This is a genomic window from Actinomadura decatromicini (genome assembly GCF_008121305.1).
Lineage (GTDB): Bacteria > Actinomycetota > Actinomycetes > Streptosporangiales > Streptosporangiaceae > Spirillospora > Spirillospora syzygii.
In genome coordinates, this window is the sequence record NZ_VSRQ01000003.1 from 41,082 (window position 1) to 58,228 (window position 17,147).

A 17,147-nucleotide genomic window follows, 5' to 3' on the forward strand; every position below is an offset into this window, starting at 1 on the left:
CGCCGCCGCGGGTACTCCCTGCGCGAGCGAGCGCACGGAGGGGGGACGCGGGCATGCCACCGAGACATCCCCGGCGGGACGGGCGCGGCGGCCACGACCTCGAGATCAACCCGATCTTCAGCCGGGAGCCGCTGACCGTCCCCCGCTACGCGCTGCCCGCCGGCGAGATGGAGCCGGGGACGGCGTACCAGATCGTCCACGACGAGCTGATGCTGGACGGCAACGCGCGGCTGAACCTCGCCACGTTCGTGTCCACCTGGGCGGAGCCCGAGGCGGGGACGCTGATGGCCGAGTGCGCCGCCAAGAACATGATCGACAAGGACGAGTACCCGCGCACGGCCGAGCTGGAGCTGCGCTGCGTCCACATGCTCGCCCGGCTCTGGCACGCCCCCGACCCGCGCCGCGCCGTCGGCTGCTCGACGACCGGGTCCAGCGAGGCGGCGATGCTCGGCGGGCTCGCGCTGAAGCGGCGCTGGCGGCACCGGCGGCGCGCGGCCGGGGAGCCGGCCGACCGGCCGAACATCGTCATGGGCGTGAACGTCCAGATCTGCTGGGAGAAGTTCGCCGACTACTTCGAGGTCGAGCCCCGTTACGTGCCGATGGAGGGCGACCGGTTCCACCTCGGCGCGCGCGAGGCCGTCGAGCTGTGCGACGAGAACACGATCGGGGTCGTCGCCGTCCTCGGGTCCACGTTCGACGGCAGCTACGAGCCGGTCGCCGAGATCGCGGAGGCGCTCGACGACCTGGAGCGGCGGACCGGCGTCGACGTCCCGATCCACGTGGACGGCGCGTCCGGCGCGATGGTCGCCCCCTTCCTCGACCCCGACCTGCGCTGGGACTTCCGGCTGCCGCGCGTCGCGTCGGTCAACACGTCCGGGCACAAGTACGGGCTGGTCATGCCCGGCGTCGGCTGGGCGGTGTGGCGGGACGAGAGCGCCCTCCCCGAAGACCTCGTGTTCCGCGTGAACTACCTCGGCGGCGACATGCCGACGTTCGCGCTGAACTTCTCCCGTCCCGGCGCGCAGGTCGTCGCGCAGTACTACAACTTCCTGCGGCTCGGCTTCGCCGGGTATCAGCGCGTCCAGCGGACGTGCCGGGACACCGCCGTCCGGCTCGCCTCCGCGATCGGCACGCTCGGCCCGTTCGCGCTGCTCACCGACGGCGCCGACCTCCCCGTGTTCGCGTTCCGGGTGAAGGAGGGCGACGCACCGTTCAACGTGTTCGACGTGTCCGCGGCGCTGCGCGAGCGGGGCTGGCTCGTCCCCGCCTACACCTTCCCCGCGAACCGCACCGACCTCGACGTGCTGCGCGTCGTCGTCCGCAACGGGTTCAGCCACGACCTCGCCGACATGCTGCTGGACGACCTGCGCCGCGTCGTGCCCCGGCTGGAGGCGCAGCGCGAGCCGCGGCACGACGCGGCCGCGGACGCGGGCTTCGCGCACGGCACCGAGCCGAAGCGGACCCCGGTCGGCGGGAAGAAGGACGTCAGCGAGGGGCGCGCGGGAGGCCGAGGCCGATCATCGCGATCAGCTCGCGCTGGACCTCGTTGACGCCGCCGCCGAACGTCAGCACGAGCGCGCCCTTCGCCAGCCGGTCGGCGGCCTCGGCGAACCGGGCGGTCTCCGGGTCGCCCGGGTCGCCGAACCGGGCGAGGACGTCGCCGACGATCCGGCCGACCTCCTGCACCCGCTCCGAGGCGTAGACCTTGGTGGCGGACGCGTCCGGCGCGCCCAGCCAGCCGAGGTCCTGGTTCGCCGCGACCTGCCAGTTGAGCAGCTCGTTCACGCGCAGGTAGGCGTACACGCGGGCGACCGCGCGGCGGACGGCGGGCTCCTCGATCAGCGGCCGCCCGTCCGGGCCCTCGGTGGCGCGGGCCCAGCGGTCGAGCCGGACGTGCACGTGCCCGATGTTGCCCGCCGGGCCGAGCGTGACCCGCTCGTGGTTGAGCTGGTTGACGATGAGGTCCCAGCCCTTGTTCTCCTCGCCGATCAGCATGTCCGCCGGGACGCGGACGTCCTGGAAGTACGTCGCGTTGGTGTGGTGGCGGCCGTCCATCGTGGTGATCGGCGTCCAGGAGAAGCCGGGGTCCCGGCAGTCGACGATGAACATGGAGATGCCCTTGTGCTTCTTCGCGTCCGGGTCGGTGCGGGCGGCGAGCCACACGTAGTCGCTGGTGTGCGCGCCGGACGTGAAGACCTTCTGGCCGTTGACGACGTAGTGGCCGCCGTCCCGGACGGCGGTGGTGCGCAGCGCGGCGAGGTCGGTGCCCGCGCCCGGCTCGCTGTACCCGACCGCGAAGTGGCACTCGCCCGCGAGGATGCGCGGGATGAAGAACTCCTTGTGGGCGTCCGATCCGTACTGGAGGATCGTCGGCGCGACCGAGTTCAGCGTGATCAGCGGGTAGGTGACCTCCGCGCGGGCGATCTCGTTCGCGAAGATCGTCTGCTCGACCGGGCCGTAGCCCCGGCCGCCGTACTCCACGGGCAGCGCGACGCCGAGCATGCCGTCGCGTCCGAGCCGCTTGCAGTGCTCCAGGTACTCGGGGCCGAACGGGTCGTCCAGGATGGCGGCGCGCTGCTCCTCGGTGAGGCAGTTCTCGAAGTACTCGCGCAACTCGGCGCGGAGCTTCTTCTGCTCGACGCTCAGGTCGATGAACATCACGCCCTGCCTTTCTGGGGGACGCCCCCGAGACCCCCGGGCCTGTCGGCCCGACGATCCTCGCTCCGCTGCGGTCGTCGGGCCTCCTCGGCGGCGAGGAGGTCGCCGAGTGAGTCGAGGGGGTCGTCCGCGCCGCCGAGCAGGTGCGCGTACTGCTTGCCCCAGGCGAAGTGGCGGTGCAGCGGGTAGGTGACGTCCAGCCCGATGCCGCCGTGCAGGTGCTGGCACGTGTAGAGGGCCTTCACGACGGGGTCGCAGGCGTTGTAGGCGGCGACGGCGAGGACCTCGTCGGTGTCGGGCGCGCCTTCGGCGAGGCGCCACACGCCCGCCCAGACGGCCACGTCCAGGGCGCGTTTGGCGATGTAGACGTCGCCGATCTGCATCGTGACGGCCTGGAACTGCGCGAGCGCCCGGCCGAACTGCTCGCGCGTCTTGACGTACTCCTTGGTCAGCTCCAGCGCGCCGTCGATGACGCCGGACGCGACGGCCACCGCTCCGGCGACGGCGGTGCGGCGCAGCGTGTCCCAGGCGGCGCCGTCCGCGCCGCCGCCGAGGAGGGCGTCCGCGCCGACCCGGACGCCGTCGAGCGCGACCCTGGACAGCGGCTCGGACGTCGCGGACGGCTGCGGGGTGATCGTCGCGGCGGCGGGCTCGACGAGGAACACGCCGACGCCCGCCCCGTCGACGCGGGCCGGGACGAGGATGCGGGCCGCCTCCCGTGCGTACGGCACGAACGTCTTCACGCCGTCGAGGACGAAGCCCGCGCCGTCGCGGCGCGCGGTCGCCGCGACCCGTCCGGTGGGGCCGACCTCGCGGTACGCGCCGGTCAGGACGATCTCGCCCGCCGCCAAGGGGGCCAGCAGCGCGCGCTGCGCGGGGGTGCCGTGCCGTCCGAGCGGGACGCCCGCGAGCGCCAGCGAGGCGTACAGCGGGACGGGGGCCACCCGCGCGCCCGCCTCCCGCAGGACGACCGCCAGCTCGACCGGGCCGAGTCCCGCGCCGCCCGCGTCCTCCGGCAGGACGGCCCCGAGCAGCCCGGCCCCCGCGAGCGCCCGCCAGGCTGCGGCGTCGTACGGGGCGCCGGCCCGCTCGAACGCCTCCAGCCGCTCGCTCGCCGCCTCGCGGGCGAGCACGCCCGCGGCGAGGCCCTGGAGCTCCCGCTGGGTCTCGTCGAGGTTGAAGTCCACTGCGCCGCTCTCCTCCCGGACCGTCCCACCGAACTGAAAGTAGAACAGATTCTAGTAAGTGTCCAGGGGCGTGATCGTTTGCGCGTGCGCCGGGATTCACCCAGCGAGTCAGGGTTCTTGACGGAAACCGGAACGCGCGACGCGCCATGGCGGCGGCGGATCAGATAACGCGTTCTCGTCCGGGTTGTATCCTTGGGGGACGCGCCGGGCGACCGCGCCCGCGGAGAAGGGACCGACCGTGACCGCAGAGCCGACGGCGACCGGGGACGACACCCGGAGTCAGCCCGCGGGCGGAGCGTCCGGCCCGCCCGGCCAGGGCGTGCGCTCCCGCAGCCAGCACCAGCGGCGCAAGCGTATCGTCCAGGCCGCGGCGGCGCTGGCGTCGCGCGGCGGCATCGAGGCGATGCAGATGCGCACCGTGTCCGAGCGGGCCGGGGTCGCGCTCGGCACGCTCTACCGGTACTTCCCGTCCAAGATGGACCTGGTCGTCGCCGTCGTCAGCGAGGAGCTCGACCTCCTCGAAGGCAGCATCGACCGCCGTCCGCCCCGCGCGGGCGACCCGCCGCAGCGCGCCGTCGAGGTGCTGATGCGCGCGACCCGCGGGCTGATGCGCGAGCCCGAGCTGGCCGAGGCGCTGATCCGGTCGCTGCTCCTCTCCGACGTCAAGACCGACTTCGGCGAGCGGATGACCGGGCTGCTGCTGCGCGCCGCCGCGACCGGCGACCCGGCGGGCGTCCCCGCCGACGACCCGCGCCGCCTCGTCGCCCGCGCGCTGGCGGGCATCTGGACCATGGAGATGATCGAGATGCTGCGCGGCAACGCCACCGCCGAGGAGATCCAGGCGCGGCTGGAGATCTCCGCCGCGCGCCTACTGATCGACGCCTGATCGCCGCCCGCATCGTCGCAGCTCAGGGCCGTTCGATGCGAACGGAATCCACACTGAAAAACCACTTGAGTGCGATCGATTGTCGGTTGACGCCCAGGTGGTCCACTATTTCGAACATCGGGGTGATCCCCTCCCATTTCTCCCCACCCCCTGGAGAGCCCGCATGGCACGAGAAAGCACCATGTCGGGCACCGTGGCCGCGTCCAGCCTCGCGGTGGCGCCGGTGACCCCGGCCCACGCGGGGTCGTACGGCCCTTACGGCCCGCCCGCGCCGAAGCGCCCGGCGCCCGTCCCCCGCTCGGCGGACGCCGTTCAGAGGCGCCCGAAGGCGTCGCCCGGCTCGAAGCTCGGCGGCACCCTGGTCGAGAGCCGCGCATACAGCGGCTGGGGCTAGTCCACGCTCGGGTTCAGCCGCCCATGAGGCCCGCCCCGGTCGCCCCTCCCCAATTGGGCGGCCGGGGTGCTTTTCCCATGTGGCCCGCACACCTTCCGCACTAGCCTTGGACGCGACAACCGCCCGGACCGAGAAGGTGTGCCAGTGACCGAGCAGGAACCGATCCTCAGCGACGGGGTCATCATCGAGTTCGTCGATGGCAAGGACGTCCCCGTCCAGCACAAGGACTTCGGTGAGCGGGCCGTCGTGATGCGCGACGCCAAGAACCCCGAGGGCCCGATCCTCTACTTCACCGAGGCCGAGTGGGACGCCTTCATCGCCGGCGTCAAGGACGGCGAGTTCGACGACCTCCTCGAAGACCCCCCCGAAGCCCCCTGACCTCCCCAAAAACGCGCCCCCGACCCAACGGCCGGGGGCGCGTCAACGTACCTGCGACGACGCTCAGTCGAACAACTCGTCAACAGTCTCCGCCATCGCGGCGCGGACGAGCCACTCGTCCAACTGCTCCTTGTCCCTGCACTCCAGGATCCGGTCGCGGACCTCCTTCGACAGGGGAACCTTCCGCGCGTCCAGCACCTTTACCACCGACTCCGCCTCGCCGATGGCTTGGTTGCGGCGGGCGAAGTCGCTCTTGAACTCGTAGTCGGCGATTCCCGTGGCCACGAACTCCTCCAGGATGTGGCGCGCCGCCGTCGGCAGCGCTTCGAGGACAAGGTCAGTGTACAAGTGGGCGTGCTCGTGGCCCGCGCTCTCGATGGTGGCGAGGGCCGCGTAGGTGATCTCCAGTTCCTCCTTCGTGGCGGGCGTGACGTCGAGCAGCCTCGACAGGACGGCCAGTTCGGGCATCTGCGTGGCCTGGTCGGGGGTGGTGACGAGCGGTCCCATGCCCGGACCGATGACGAGGGGGGTCAAGGTGAAACCCGGGTGGCCGATCTCGATCGGTTTCCGCGCCCACTCGGCCACCGAGCGGCGGTGGCAGAAGACCACCAGGTAGCACGGGCACTCGGTTCTGGCCCTCTGGGTGGTGAGGTAGACGGGCCAGGAGCCGCGCTTGCACGCGTCCTTTCTTCGTTGGGTCTCGGCGACGACGGCGACGGTCGGCTTGGACGAGTCGGCCCTGTACATCTCCACCACGTTGTCGGCGCGGTAGGCGGCGGGGGCTATCTGGGTGAACTCCTCCGAGGTGGTTTTGATGATCAGGTCGTCGGGGATCCGGATGTCGAACGCGGTGTGCAAGATCTGGGCGATGACCTCCGGGTTGTCGCGGATGATCTGGATTGGTCCTTCGTGTGCGGCGGTGACCATGCACGGAACGTTACTTTGCCGTCACTATTAGATACCGTCACTATCTAATTACTCTCCGTGTGAGGCTCGTCACTCTTTGTTAGTGAGAGTGCGCCAGCGGGTGGTGAGGGTCTTCTCGGCGGCGGGGGTCAGGGGGCCGTGGAGGCGGAGGCGGGCCAGGCCGCCGTCCGGGTGGATGTCCAGGCGGACGTGGGTGACCTCGGGCGTCGAGAGGCGGAAGCGGTGCCGCGCGTCCGGGACGAGGGCCGTGCGCGGCAGCAGCGGCCGCCACGCGGACGGGTCGTCCACCGAGGACGTGCGAGCGTCCAGCCCGTACAGGGCGGCCTCGGCCGGGGCGTTGTGCTTGAGGTTCGCGGTGTCGAGTTCGGCGAGGCGGATCGTGCCGGGGGCGGCGAGGCGGATCACCGCCCAGTCGTTGCCGCCGTCGCGGCGGCGGGCCGTCTCCCAGCCCTCGGACTGGTCGCGGGCGAGGCCGGGGAACAGCATGTTGTCGGGCGCGGAGTAGAACATGTCCGAGCAGGCGACGACGCGGGCGCCGTTCTCCAGGGCGGCGAGGTCGACGGTGAGGCCGGTGAGGAGGCGCGGGTCGGGGACGACGTCGCCGTGGACGCGGAGCCGCGCGACGCCGCCGTCCGGGTAGATGTTCAGCCGGACGTGCGTGAACAGCCGCTCCACGCTGATCGGGAAGGTGTGCGCGGTGTCGCCGTCCAAGGGGCTCTTCGGGACGATCTCCACCCAGCGGGCGCCGGAGAGGTCGGCGGACGGCCCGTCCAGAAAGCAGGCGTCCACCGAGGCGTGCGGCGGGTAGTTGCCCTTGAACCAGGCGGTGTCGATCACGACGCCGCGGACGACGCCGGGCAGGCCGAGCCGGACGAGCGCCCAGTCGTGCCCCGGCCCCCGGCGGCGCGCGGTCTCCCAGCCGTCGTAGAGCTGGCCCTTCGGCCCGAACGTCGCCGGGGTGAACGCGGGCGCCCACGGGTTGAGGAGGTTCTCCTTCTCGGCGAACGACTCGTCGCTGGCGGCGGCGACCGAGCCGCCGAGGGTCCGGACGGCCAGGTCGGGCAGTGCGGTGAGGTCGGTCATCGGGGCTCCGCGGTGAGGAGGCGTCCGGTGGGCGGGCCGCCGGTGCGCCGTCCGCGCAGCCAGGTGGCCTGGACGACGCCGGTCAGCGTCCGTCCCGCGTAGGGCGTGACGGGGTGGCGGTGGCTGAGCGCGGCGGGATCGACGGTGAACGTCTCGTCGGCGGCGAACGCGACGAGGTCGGCGTCGTTGCCGGGGACGAGCGCGCCCTTGCCGGGGACGGCGGCCAGCGCGGCGGGCCCCTCGGCCATCCAGCGGACGACGGCGGCGAGGTCGTGGCCGCGGTCGCGGGCGGCCGTCCAGACGGCGGGGAGCCCGAGTTGCAGCGACGAGATCCCGCCCCACGCGGTGGCGAAGTCGCCGCGCTTCAGGTCGGGCGCGCACGGCGAGTGGTCGGTGACGACGCAGGAGATCACGCCGGACGCGAGGCCGTCCCAGAGGCGTTCGCGGTTCGCGGCGTCGCGGATGGGCGGGCAGCACTTGAAGGCCGTCCCGCTGGCGTCGTGCGCGGAGAGCGTCAGATAGTGAGGGCAGGTCTCGGCGGTGACGGGAAGGCCGTCCGCCTGGGCCTTCGCCAGGACGTCCAGGCAGTCGGCGGCCGACAGGTGCAGGATGTGCGCGCGCACTCCGGTCTCCTCAGCCAGCCGCACGACCTGTTCGACGGCGGTCCGCTCGGCGGAGGGCGGACGCGACGCCAGGAAGTCCGCGTACCCGCCGCCGGACGGCGCCGACAGCGACGCCGGGTCCTCGGCGTGGACGATGACGAGCCCGCCGAACGAGGCGATCTCCCGGAACGCCGCGCGCATCCCGGCGGCGTCGAGCGGCGGGAACTCCGGCACGCCGGAGTCGGACGTGAAGCACTTGAACCCGAAGACGCCCAGCTCGTGCAGCGGACGCAGCGCGGCGAGGTTCCCGGGGACGGCCCCGCCCCAGAACCCGACGTCCACCGCGCAGACCCCTTCGGCGGCGAGGCGCTTGGCGGCGAGCGCGGCCGGGTCGACGGTGGGCGGCAGCGCGTTGAGCGGCATGTCGATCAGCGTCGTGACGCCTCCGGACGCGGCGGCGCGCGTGGCCGTCGCGAACCCCTCCCATTCGGTGCGGCCCGGCTCGTTCACGTGGACGTGCGTGTCGACCAGGCCGGGCAGCAGCGCCACATCGCCGAGGTCGACGACAGAGGCGGACGGGGCGGCGTCGAACGCGGAGACGGCCGTGATCCGTCCGTCCGCGACGGACACGGCGGCGGGGCGTTCGCCGTCCGGCAGCACGGCCCGCCGCGACCGGATCACGAGGTCGTCCACGTCAGGCCCCGTGCACGATGTGCTCGGGACGGACCGGGACGCGGTTCAGCGCCCGCCCGGTCGCGTTCCGGATCGCGGCGACGATCGCGGGCGTGGACGACAGCGTCGGCGGCTCCCCGGCCCCGCGCAGCCCGTAGGGCGCGTCCGGGTCGGGGATCTCCAGGATGTCGAGCCGCATCGGCGGCATGTCCAGGATGGTCGGGATGAGGTAGTCGGTGAAGGACGGGTTGCGGACGAGCCCGTCCGCCACCACGATCTCCTCCATCACGGCGAGGCCGAGGCCCTGCGCGGACCCGCCGTGGATCTGCCCCTCCACCCCGGTCCGGTTGATGATCTTGCCGACGTCCTGGACGGCGGCGAGCTCGACGACCTTGACGAGCCCGAGGTCCAGGTCGACGTCGACGACCGCGCGGTGGACGCACAGCGCGAGCTGGACGTGGCTGCGTCCCTGCCCGGTGACCGGGTCCATCGGGACGGTCGGCCGGTGCCGGTACTCGCGGGTCTCCTCGATGACGGCGTCTCCGAGGACGTCCTCGATCGTGCCGAGCGCGCCGTCCGCCCGCGACACGACCTTCCCGCCGACGACGCTCAGGTCGCTGCGGCCCAGGCGGCGCGCGGCGAGGGCGAGCAGCTCCGCGCGGACCGCCGCGCAGGCCGCCTTGACCGCGCCGCCCGACATGTACGACTGGCGGGACGCGCTGGACGACCCGGCGTCCCCGACCTGGTTGTCGGCGGGCGCGATGGTGACCTTCTGGACGCCCAGCTCCGTCCGCGCGACCTGCGCCTGGACCGTGACGAGCCCCTGCCCGACCTCGGCGGCGGCGGTGTGCACGAGCGCGGTCGCCTCCCCGCCGATGACCTCCAGCCGCACGCGCGCCGTGGAGTAGTCGTCGAACCCTTCGGAGAAGCAGATGTTCTTGAGCCCGACGCCGTATCCGACGCCCCGCACGACGCCCTCGCCGTACGTCGCCTGCGACACCCCGCCCGGCAGGTTCCGCAGGTCGGACGGGTCGAGCGGCGGCGGCTCCGGGACCGCCTCCAGCCGGGTCAGCATCGCGGCGAGCGGCGCGGGCGACTCGACGACCTGCCCGGTCGCGAGCCGCGACCCCTGCGACACGGCGTTGCGGCGGCGGATCTCCAGCGGGCCGAGCCCGCAGGCGGCGCCGAGCTTGTCCATCATCGACTCGTAGGCGAAGCACGCCTGGACCGCCCCGAACCCGCGCATCGCACCGCACGGCGGGTTGTTGGTGTACACCCCGTAGGCGTCGATACGAATGTTGGGGACTTCGTACGGCCCGACCCCCAGCGACGCAGCGTTGCCGACCACGTTCTTCGTGGACGATGTGTACGCACCGCCGTCCAGCACGATCTCGACGTCGGCGTAGACGAGGCGCCCGTCTGCGTCGGCGCCGTACTCGTACCGCATCTGCGCGGGATGCCGGTGGACGTGCCCGAAGAACGACTCGTACCGGTTGTACGACATCTTCACCGGACGCCCGGTGTGCAGCGCGAGCATCGCGGCGTGGATCTGCATGGACAGGTCTTCGCGCCCGCCGAACGCGCCGCCCACACCCGCCAGGGTCATGTGGATCTGGTCGTCGGAGAGGCCCAGGCAGGGCGCGATCTGCTTGAGGTCGTTGTGGATCCACTGCGTCGAGACGTACAGGTCGACGCCGCCGTCCTCGGACGGGACGGCCAGCCCGGCCTCCGGCCCGAGGAACGCCTGGTCCTGGATGCCGACCTCGTACTCGCCCGACACGACGACCGCGGCCTCGGCTCTCGCCGCGTCCACGTCCCCGACCCGGACGGGCTGGTACCGGGTGATGCCGCCAAGCGGCTGGACCTTCAGCCCCTCCGGGTCGGCGATCACGGCGCGCGCGTCGGTGACCGGCTCAAGCACCTCGTAGCCGACAACGATCTTCTCCAGCGCGTACCGTGCGGTCTCCGGCTCGTCGGCGGCGACGATCGCGACCGGTTCGCCCTGGTACCTGACCTGGTCGATCGCCAGGACGGGCTGGTCCTCGGTCCCGTCGATGCCGTACATGGCGCGGCCGGGGACGTCCTCGTGCGTCAGCACCGCGCGGACGCCGGGCACCGCCAGCGCCGCGCCGATGTCGACCGACCGGATCAGCGCGCGGGCGTGCGGGCTGCGGAGCGTCGCGCCCCACAGCATGCCGTCCATCCACAGGTCGGAGGCGTAGGCGAACTCCCCGGCGACCTTGAGCGTGCCGTCCGGGCGGAGCGGGCTCTCCCCGACCCCGCCGATGCCCGGCGCGGCGACGTGGCCGGGGCTGCGCACTGGCGACGCCATGTCAGAGCACCCCTTCGGCGAGTTGCAGCAGACGGCGGTGGGCGTCGGCGCCGCGCCGCGCGGCCTCGTCCTGCGGGACGGTGACGAGCGTGTCGGCGTCCACGACCGTCCGGCCGCCGACGAGGAGGCGGGCGAGCGGCGGCACCGGCCCGAACGCGAACGCGACGACGGGGTCGTCGACGGCGGCGCGGAAGCCGTCCACGCGCCACAGCGCGACGTCGGCGAGCTTGCCGGGTTCGAGGGTGCCGAGGTCGGCGTCCCGGCCGAGGCAGCGGGCGCCGCCGAGCGTCGCCATCTCCAGCGCCTGCCGGGCGGTCAGCGCGGTCGGCCCGTACCGGGCGCGCTGCAGGTAGATCGCCTGCCGCAGCTCCCCGGCGAGCGGGACGAACTCCGCCGACGCCGGGCCGTCCACGCCGAGCCCGACCGGCGCGCCCTCCTTCAGCAGGTCCGCGACGCGGGCGATCCCGGCGCCGAGGCGTGCGTTGGAGCTCGGGCAGTGCGCCGTGCCGGTGCCGGTCTCGGCGAGCCGTTTGACGTCGGTGTCGCGCAGGTGGACGCAGTGCGCGAGCCACACGTCCGGGCCGAGCCAGCCGATCGAGTCCATGTACTCGGCCGGGGTCATGCCGAACTGCTCCGTCGTGTGCTCCTCCTCGTCGAGCGTCTCGGCGAGGTGGGTGTGCAGCCGGACGCCCTTGCCGCGCGCCAGCCGCGCGGACTCGACCATCAGCTCGCGCGTCACGGAGAACGGCGAGCAGGGCCCGACCCCGACCCGCAGCATCGAGCCGGGCGACGGGTCGTGGTAGCGGTCGATCGCCGCCTCCGTCTCGGCGAGGACCGTGTCGAGGTCTTCGACCACCTCGTCCGGGGGGAGGCCGCCCTGCGACTCGCCCCGGTCCATCGACCCCCGGCACGGGTGGAACCGGACGCCGACCTCCCGCGCCGCCTCGATCCCGGCCGCGAACAGGTCGCCGCGCCCCTTCGGGAACAGGTAGTGGTGGTCGGCGGACGTCGTGCACCCCGACTTGGCGAGCCACCCGAGGCCCGCCGTCGCCGCGCCCGCGACGACCTCGGCGTCCATCGTCGACCACGGCTTGTAGAGCGTGGTCAGCCAGTCGAAGAGGGTGCTGTCGACGGCCATGCCCTGGCTCGCCCACTGGTAGAGGTGGTGGTGCGCGTTGACGAGCCCGGGCGTGGCGAGGCATCCGGCGCCGTCGATGCGCTCCCCGTCCTGGACGGGCGCCTTGCCGGGGCCGACGGCCGTGATGCGGTCGCCTTCGATGACGATGTGGCCGTCCGGGTACTCCTCGCCGGAGACCGTGACCACGTGCGCGTTCTCAATGATCACCGCGTCCTGCCTTTCTGGGGGACGACCCCCAGATTCCCGAGCGGGACCCGATGATCCTCGCTTCGCTGCGGTCATCGGGTCGCCTTCCGTTCGGCGGCCAGGCGGACCGCGTCGAGGATCTTCTCGTAGCCGGTGCAGCGGCACAGGTTGCCCGCGAGCGCCTCGCGGATCTCCGCGTCGGTCGGGGCGGGGTTGCGTTCGAGCAGGTCGTGCGACTGGACGATCAGCCCCGGCGTGCAGAACCCGCACTGCACGGCGCCCGCCTCCGCGAACGCCTCCTGGACGGGGTCGAGCCGCTCGTCGCCGGGCGTCCCCTCGGCGAGGCCCTCGACGGTGCGGACGTCGCGTCCCTCCGCCTGCCCGGCCGCGACCAGGCACGCGCAGACCGGGACGCCGTCCAGGTAGACCGTGCAGGAGCCGCATTCGCCCTGTTCACAGGCGTTCTTCGAGCCGGGCAGGCCCATCCGCTCGCGGAGCGTGTAGAGCAGGCTCTCGCCCTCCCACACGTCGTCCACGGCGTGGGCGGCGCCGTTCACGGTGAGGTTCACGCGCATCGGCGGGCCTCCTTCCGGTGGTCGTTCCAGGCCCAGGTGAGGGTCCGGCGCGCGAGGACGGCGAGGGCGTGCGCGCGGTAGGCGCCCGTCCCGCGCACGTCGTCGATCGGGGCGGACGCGGCCGCGACCAGCTCGCCGAACCGCCGCCGGGCCGGTTCGGAGAGCGGGCCGCGGCCGTCCCAGTCGAGTTCGGCGGAGATGAAGTCCTCGGCCTCGGGCGCGCGGCGCGGGGTCGGGGCGGCGGAGCCGAGGCCCGTCCCGACCCGCCGCTCCGCCGGGTGCAGCGCGATCGCGAACGAGCACACGGCGATCACCATCGCGTTCCGGGTGCCGATCTTGGCGAAGTACTGCGGGCCGGACGCGGGCGCGATCCAGAACGCGCGGATCAGCTCGTCCGGGGCGAGGGCGTGGCGCTTCACGCCCGTGAAGAACTCGGCGGCCGGGATCATCCGGACGCCGCGCGCCGCCGACTCCGCCTCGACCACCGCGTCCCCGGCCAGCAGCGGCGGGTGGCCGTCCCCGGCGGGCGAGGCGGCGCCGAGGTTGCCGCCGACCGTGCCCCGGTTGCGGATCTGCGGCGACCCGACCGTCCGGGACGCCTGCGCGAGGCCGGGCAGCCGCCCGCCCAGCTCGGTGATCAGCCGCGCGTAGGTGACGCCGGCGCCGACGCGGAGCCGTCCGTCCGCCGTGTCCCAGTCGGCGAGCGCGCCGATCCGGGTCAGGTCGAGCAGCGCCGCCGGGCGCCGCGCGGCGAAGTTGATCTCGACCATGACGTCGGTGCCGCCCTGGACGGGCAGCGCGTCCGGCTGCTCCGCCTTGGCGGCGAGCGCGTCGTCCCAGGTGGCGGGTCGTAGGAAGTCCATGGTCCCCTCAGTTCCAGGCGGACGGGTCGGCGGGCGCGTCGTCGGTGAGCACCGTGCCCTCGATGAGCCCGTACGGTCGGTCCGCCGCGAAGTAGACCTCGTTGTCGTTGTCCATGCCGAACGGCTCCAGATCGACCAGGAAATGGTGTTTGTTGGGCATCGAGAGCCGTATTTCGCAGATCCCCGAGCATTCGTCGAGGACCCGGCGGCCCATCGCGTAAAGGGTCTGCTGGAGGGAGAGGCTGTAGGTCTCGGCGAACGCGCGCAGCAGACGGTCGCGGGCGGCGCGGTGGGAGTCGTCCCAGGCGGCGGCCGTCCCGCGGTGGCGCCATCGGGCGGTCACGGCGGTGGCGAGCATCCGGTCGCCGGTGGGTTCGAGCGTCGTGTACTGGTCCTGGATGAAACCGTGGAATTCGCTGTCGGTCGTGTTGAGGACGACCATGTCCCGCAGTCCCGACACGACCGACTCGGAGCCGCCCTCGCCGTCGCTGTGCACCAGCGCCGTCCGCGTCTCGCCGCCGTTCCGGACGAACGAATGCCCGCCCTCGATCCGCTCCCACGCGAATTCGTGGATCTCGACGCGGGCGTGGTGGATCGTCGGCTGCGAGTCAACGAAATGCCGGGCGAGGAGGAGTCCGAATTCCTCGATGGCCGCGATCCCGTGCTTCTTCGCGAACGCGAACACGGTGTTCTTCTGGCTGTCGGTCGGCAGGACGGCCGCGTTGTCGCCGCTCAGATGGACGTCGTCCATCGCGCCCGAGAGGGAGATGCTGACGTTGACGTCCTTGACGTGGTGGACGCCGCCGTCCCTGGTGACGCGGACGACCCGCGTCTCCGCCTTCCCGTAGCGGTTGGGGCCGAGAATTATCGCCATCGCCGCTAGCTCCCTCGGTACGTCGAATAGGCGAACGGGCTGATCAGCAGGGGCACGTGCAGATGCCCGTCCGGATCGGTGACGGTGAACGCCACCGCGACCTCGGGATAGAACTCCGACAGCCCGGCGGTGTCGAACACCAGCCGGTGAATACCGGCGCCCGGTTCGGCGTCCCATTCCCTGATCCGGCCGTCCGCGTCGGTGCGGGCCTCGGCGAGCGGCGTCCAGCCGCCGTCCGGGGCACGGCGCTCCAGCCGCACGGCGATCCCCGCCGCAGGCAGCCCCTTGGCCGCGTCCAGCACGTGCGTAGAGAGACTCACCTGTCCCTGCCTTTCTGGGGGACGACCCCAGACCCCCGGAGGGGGACCGCTCCGGTCACGCGCCCTCCTCCCCAACGAGCTTCGCGAGCCGTAGATCGACGATCGCGGCCAGTTCCCGGCGGACGGCCATGCGTTCGGTCTCCGTGTCGTTCCCGAGGCGCTCGCGCAGGCGGGCCAGCATCTCGTCGGCCGTGCGGCCGGTGGCGCGGATCAGGAACACGTGGCCGAAGCGGTCCTCGTAGGCACGGTTCCCGGCGGCGAGCGCCGCACGCACGTCCGGCGCGGCCCCGTCCATCCCCGCCTGCTCGGCGCGCGACCAGCCCGCCGCCCGGTCGCCGACGCGCGGGTGCGCGGCGAGCGCCTCCTCGACGTCGTCCCAGGTCAGCTCGTCCAGCGCGGCGGCGCCCGCCGCGCGCAGCTCGGCCGCTCCCGCGTACGAGCGGCCCGCGACCGCCGCGACCCACCGGCGCGACGCGCAGCACGCGGACAGCTCCGCCTCCGTGAACACCACCCGTTCATCCCTCATCGCATGCAGTACACACAGCCGTCCCGGCGCCGGTCGAGACGCAGGACGTCCGAACTGTGACCTCCGTCCGCCGCTCCCTTTTGTAGGTTTCTCCATATGAGGCTGCGCGCCCTGCTCGCGATGCCCGGACTGCGGCTGGAGGTCGTGACCGGGGCGGACGAGCTGGACCGTCCGATCCGCTGGGTCGTCACCACCGACCTGCTCGACCCCGGCCGCTACCTGCGCGGCGGGGAGCTCGTGCTGACCGGGCTCGTGTGGCGGACGGGCCCCGCCGACTCGGAGACGTTCGTCCGGGCGCTCGCGGGGGCGGGCGTGTCCGGCCTCGCCGGGTGGGATCTCGCGCTCGGCGCCATCCCGGACGACCTGGTCGAGGCGTGCCGCCGGCACCGCCTCCCGCTGTTCAAGGTCCCCGAGGACCTGGCGTTCGCGACGATCACCGAGGAGGTCGTCCGGCTGCTGTCGCGGGCCCGCGCCGCCGACCTCGCGGACGTCCTGGACCGGCACCGCCGCCTCGTGGAGGGGACGGGCCTCGACGCCGTCCTCGATCTGGTCGGGCACTGCCACGTCCTGGCCGCCACCGGGCGGGTCGTCGCCGGGCCGCGGCCGCCCGACCCGGCGGGCCTCGCGCGGGCGTTCCTCACCGCGCCGCGCCTGCCGCACCACGTGCGCGCCCACGACCTGTCGCTCGTCCCGGTCGCGGACGGGGCGCGCGCCGCGGACTGGTTCGTCGCCGCCGAGGGCGACGCCGCCGACTGGCCCGCCGAGCGCCGCACGCTGATCTCCGAGCTGGCCGCGATCGTCGCGCTGGAGCGGTCGCGGCTGGGCATGGACGCCCGGCTCGCGCAGGAGGTCGTGACCGCGGCGGCCACCGGGGACGCGCCGCCGCTGGAGCGCGCCGGACTGGACCCGGGCTCCGGCTTCGTCGCGGTCGCCGCGTCGGGCGGGCTCGGCCCGGACGACCTGCGCGCCGTCCTCGTCGAGATCCTCTCCGGCTCACGCCCGGCGGTGGGGTTCCTGGACGGCGAGGCCATGGCGCTGGTGCCGTCCGGCGGGCGGGACGTCGCGGCCGGCGTCCGGGACGGCCTCGACGCCCTCGCCCCCGGGCTGCCCGCCGCCGGGATCGCGGCCGGGATCAGCGACGTCGTGCCCGCCGCCGGGCTGCGCGGCGCGGTGGAGGAGGCCCGGTACGCGCGGCGGCTCGCGGCCACCCGGCCGGGGCCGGTGCGGGTCGTCCGGCACGACGAGCTGGCCACGCATGTGCTGCTGCTGGCGAGCGTCCCGGACGACGTCCGGCGGATGTTCCGGGGCCGCCTCCTCGGCCCGCTGCACGCCTACGACCGGGCGCACGGCGCCGACCTCGTCCGGACGCTGGAGACGTTCCTGCGCTGCTCCGGCTCGTGGACGCGCTGCGCCGCCGAGCTGCACCTGCACGTCAACTCCGTCCGGTACCGGATCCGCCGGATCGAGGAGCTGACCGGCCGCGACCTGTCCCGCCCGGAGGACCGCGTCGACTTCTTCCTGGCCCTCCAGGTCGGCTGACCCAGCC

Annotated in this window: 17 protein-coding genes; 5 read left to right on the forward strand and 12 right to left on the reverse strand. The window is 73.3% G+C overall.

The features are described from left to right. Positions 1-53 precede the first annotated feature (53 nt). Positions 54-1,550 carry a glutamate decarboxylase gene (gene gad / locus FXF68_RS13970; RefSeq protein ID WP_148759448.1) on the forward strand — a complete coding sequence of 499 codons (1,497 nt, stop codon included), beginning with the start codon at positions 54-56 and terminating at the stop codon, positions 1,548-1,550. Here gad and FXF68_RS13975 read toward each other — a convergent pair. Both FXF68_RS13975 and FXF68_RS13980 read right to left on the reverse strand, forming a co-directional pair. Continuing rightward, positions 1,486-2,658 carry an acyl-CoA dehydrogenase family protein gene (locus tag FXF68_RS13975; RefSeq protein ID WP_148759449.1) on the reverse strand — a complete coding sequence of 391 codons (1,173 nt, stop codon included), beginning with the start codon at positions 2,656-2,658 and terminating at the stop codon, positions 1,486-1,488. The two genes, gad and FXF68_RS13975, sit on opposite strands and share 65 nt — an antisense overlap. Then, a complete protein-coding gene (locus FXF68_RS13980; protein WP_148759450.1) occupies positions 2,658-3,845 on the reverse strand; it encodes an acyl-CoA dehydrogenase family protein in 1,188 nt (395 codons plus the stop codon). Before FXF68_RS13980 ends, FXF68_RS13975 begins: the two co-directional genes overlap by 1 nt. 238 nt (positions 3,846-4,083) lie before the next feature. Here FXF68_RS13980 and FXF68_RS13985 point away from each other — a divergent pair, with 238 nt between their 5' ends. The 3 genes from FXF68_RS13985 (at position 4,084) to FXF68_RS42330 (ending at position 5,503) form a co-directional block, all read left to right on the forward strand. Beyond that, positions 4,084-4,731 carry a TetR family transcriptional regulator gene (locus tag FXF68_RS13985; protein WP_425458597.1) on the forward strand — a complete coding sequence of 216 codons (648 nt, stop codon included), beginning with the start codon at positions 4,084-4,086 and terminating at the stop codon, positions 4,729-4,731. Positions 4,732-4,894: 163 nt separating this feature from the next. Continuing rightward, the gene (locus FXF68_RS13990; RefSeq protein WP_148759451.1) at positions 4,895-5,125 is read left to right on the forward strand and encodes a hypothetical protein; all 231 of its coding nucleotides are present in this window, start codon (positions 4,895-4,897) and stop codon (positions 5,123-5,125) included. A gap of 144 nt (positions 5,126-5,269) precedes the next feature. Continuing rightward, complete coding sequence (locus FXF68_RS42330; RefSeq protein ID WP_187437919.1) at positions 5,270-5,503, forward strand: DUF397 domain-containing protein; 234 nt, start codon at positions 5,270-5,272, stop codon at positions 5,501-5,503. Positions 5,504-5,566: 63 nt separating this feature from the next. Here the strand turns inward: FXF68_RS42330 and FXF68_RS14000 are convergent, their stop codons facing one another. The 10 genes from FXF68_RS14000 to uraD all read right to left on the reverse strand — a co-directional run bounded on the left by FXF68_RS14000 (position 5,567) and on the right by uraD (position 15,601). Beyond that, complete coding sequence (locus FXF68_RS14000; protein ID WP_148759452.1) at positions 5,567-6,430, reverse strand: hypothetical protein; 864 nt, start codon at positions 6,428-6,430, stop codon at positions 5,567-5,569. A gap of 69 nt (positions 6,431-6,499) precedes the next feature. Then, the gene (gene alc / locus FXF68_RS14005) at positions 6,500-7,513 is read right to left on the reverse strand and encodes an allantoicase (RefSeq protein WP_148759453.1); all 1,014 of its coding nucleotides are present in this window, start codon (positions 7,511-7,513) and stop codon (positions 6,500-6,502) included. Continuing rightward, the gene (gene allB, locus FXF68_RS14010) at positions 7,510-8,808 is read right to left on the reverse strand and encodes an allantoinase AllB (RefSeq protein ID WP_148759454.1); all 1,299 of its coding nucleotides are present in this window, start codon (positions 8,806-8,808) and stop codon (positions 7,510-7,512) included. Before allB ends, alc begins: the two co-directional genes overlap by 4 nt. Before the next feature lies 1 nt (position 8,809). Beyond that, complete coding sequence (locus tag FXF68_RS14015; RefSeq protein WP_148759455.1) at positions 8,810-11,119, reverse strand: molybdopterin cofactor-binding domain-containing protein; 2,310 nt, start codon at positions 11,117-11,119, stop codon at positions 8,810-8,812. 1 nt (position 11,120) lies between these two features. Beyond that, positions 11,121-12,464, reverse strand: a complete 1,344-nt coding sequence (locus FXF68_RS14020; protein ID WP_246178675.1) for an 8-oxoguanine deaminase — start codon at positions 12,462-12,464, stop codon at positions 11,121-11,123. Positions 12,465-12,535: 71 nt separating this feature from the next. Next, positions 12,536-13,018, reverse strand: a complete 483-nt coding sequence (locus FXF68_RS14025; protein WP_148759456.1) for a (2Fe-2S)-binding protein — start codon at positions 13,016-13,018, stop codon at positions 12,536-12,538. Beyond that, entirely contained in the window at positions 13,009-13,881 is an 873-nt protein-coding gene (locus tag FXF68_RS14030; RefSeq protein WP_148759457.1) for an FAD binding domain-containing protein, read from the reverse strand. Before FXF68_RS14030 ends, FXF68_RS14025 begins: the two co-directional genes overlap by 10 nt. A 7-nt stretch (positions 13,882-13,888) precedes the next feature. Continuing rightward, complete coding sequence (gene pucL / locus FXF68_RS14035; RefSeq protein ID WP_148759458.1) at positions 13,889-14,755, reverse strand: factor-independent urate hydroxylase; 867 nt, start codon at positions 14,753-14,755, stop codon at positions 13,889-13,891. Positions 14,756-14,760: 5 nt separating this feature from the next. Next, a complete protein-coding gene (uraH, locus tag FXF68_RS14040) occupies positions 14,761-15,075 on the reverse strand; it encodes a hydroxyisourate hydrolase (protein ID WP_148759459.1) in 315 nt (104 codons plus the stop codon). 55 nt (positions 15,076-15,130) lie between these two features. After that, the gene (gene uraD, locus FXF68_RS14045; protein ID WP_148759460.1) at positions 15,131-15,601 is read right to left on the reverse strand and encodes a 2-oxo-4-hydroxy-4-carboxy-5-ureidoimidazoline decarboxylase; all 471 of its coding nucleotides are present in this window, start codon (positions 15,599-15,601) and stop codon (positions 15,131-15,133) included. Positions 15,602-15,697: 96 nt separating this feature from the next. Here uraD and FXF68_RS14050 point away from each other — a divergent pair, with 96 nt between their 5' ends. Beyond that, positions 15,698-17,140: a PucR family transcriptional regulator gene (locus FXF68_RS14050; protein WP_148759461.1), complete on the forward strand. Its 1,443-nt coding sequence runs from the start codon at positions 15,698-15,700 to the stop codon at positions 17,138-17,140. Positions 17,141-17,147 lie beyond the last annotated feature (7 nt).

What these genes read in the sequence shown, in the direction of transcription:
- pucL (WP_148759458.1), bottom strand. Translation starts at nt 14,755, where the DNA reads ATGGCGATAATTCTCGGCCCCAACCGCTACGGGAAGGCGGAGACGCGG.
- FXF68_RS14025 (WP_148759456.1), bottom strand. Translation starts at nt 13,018, where the DNA reads ATGCGCGTGAACCTCACCGTGAACGGCGCCGCCCACGCCGTGGACGAC.
- FXF68_RS13975 (WP_148759449.1), bottom strand. Translation starts at nt 2,658, where the DNA reads ATGTTCATCGACCTGAGCGTCGAGCAGAAGAAGCTCCGCGCCGAGTTG.
- FXF68_RS14030 (WP_148759457.1), bottom strand. Translation starts at nt 13,881, where the DNA reads ATGGACTTCCTACGACCCGCCACCTGGGACGACGCGCTCGCCGCCAAG.
- alc (WP_148759453.1), bottom strand. Translation starts at nt 7,513, where the DNA reads ATGACCGACCTCACCGCACTGCCCGACCTGGCCGTCCGGACCCTCGGC.
- gad (WP_148759448.1), top strand. Translation starts at nt 54, where the DNA reads ATGCCACCGAGACATCCCCGGCGGGACGGGCGCGGCGGCCACGACCTC.
- uraD (WP_148759460.1), bottom strand. Translation starts at nt 15,601, where the DNA reads ATGAGGGATGAACGGGTGGTGTTCACGGAGGCGGAGCTGTCCGCGTGC.
- FXF68_RS14050 (WP_148759461.1), top strand. Translation starts at nt 15,698, where the DNA reads ATGAGGCTGCGCGCCCTGCTCGCGATGCCCGGACTGCGGCTGGAGGTC.
- FXF68_RS14000 (WP_148759452.1), bottom strand. Translation starts at nt 6,430, where the DNA reads ATGGTCACCGCCGCACACGAAGGACCAATCCAGATCATCCGCGACAAC.
- FXF68_RS13990 (WP_148759451.1), top strand. Translation starts at nt 4,895, where the DNA reads ATGGCACGAGAAAGCACCATGTCGGGCACCGTGGCCGCGTCCAGCCTC.
- FXF68_RS14015 (WP_148759455.1), bottom strand. Translation starts at nt 11,119, where the DNA reads ATGGCGTCGCCAGTGCGCAGCCCCGGCCACGTCGCCGCGCCGGGCATC.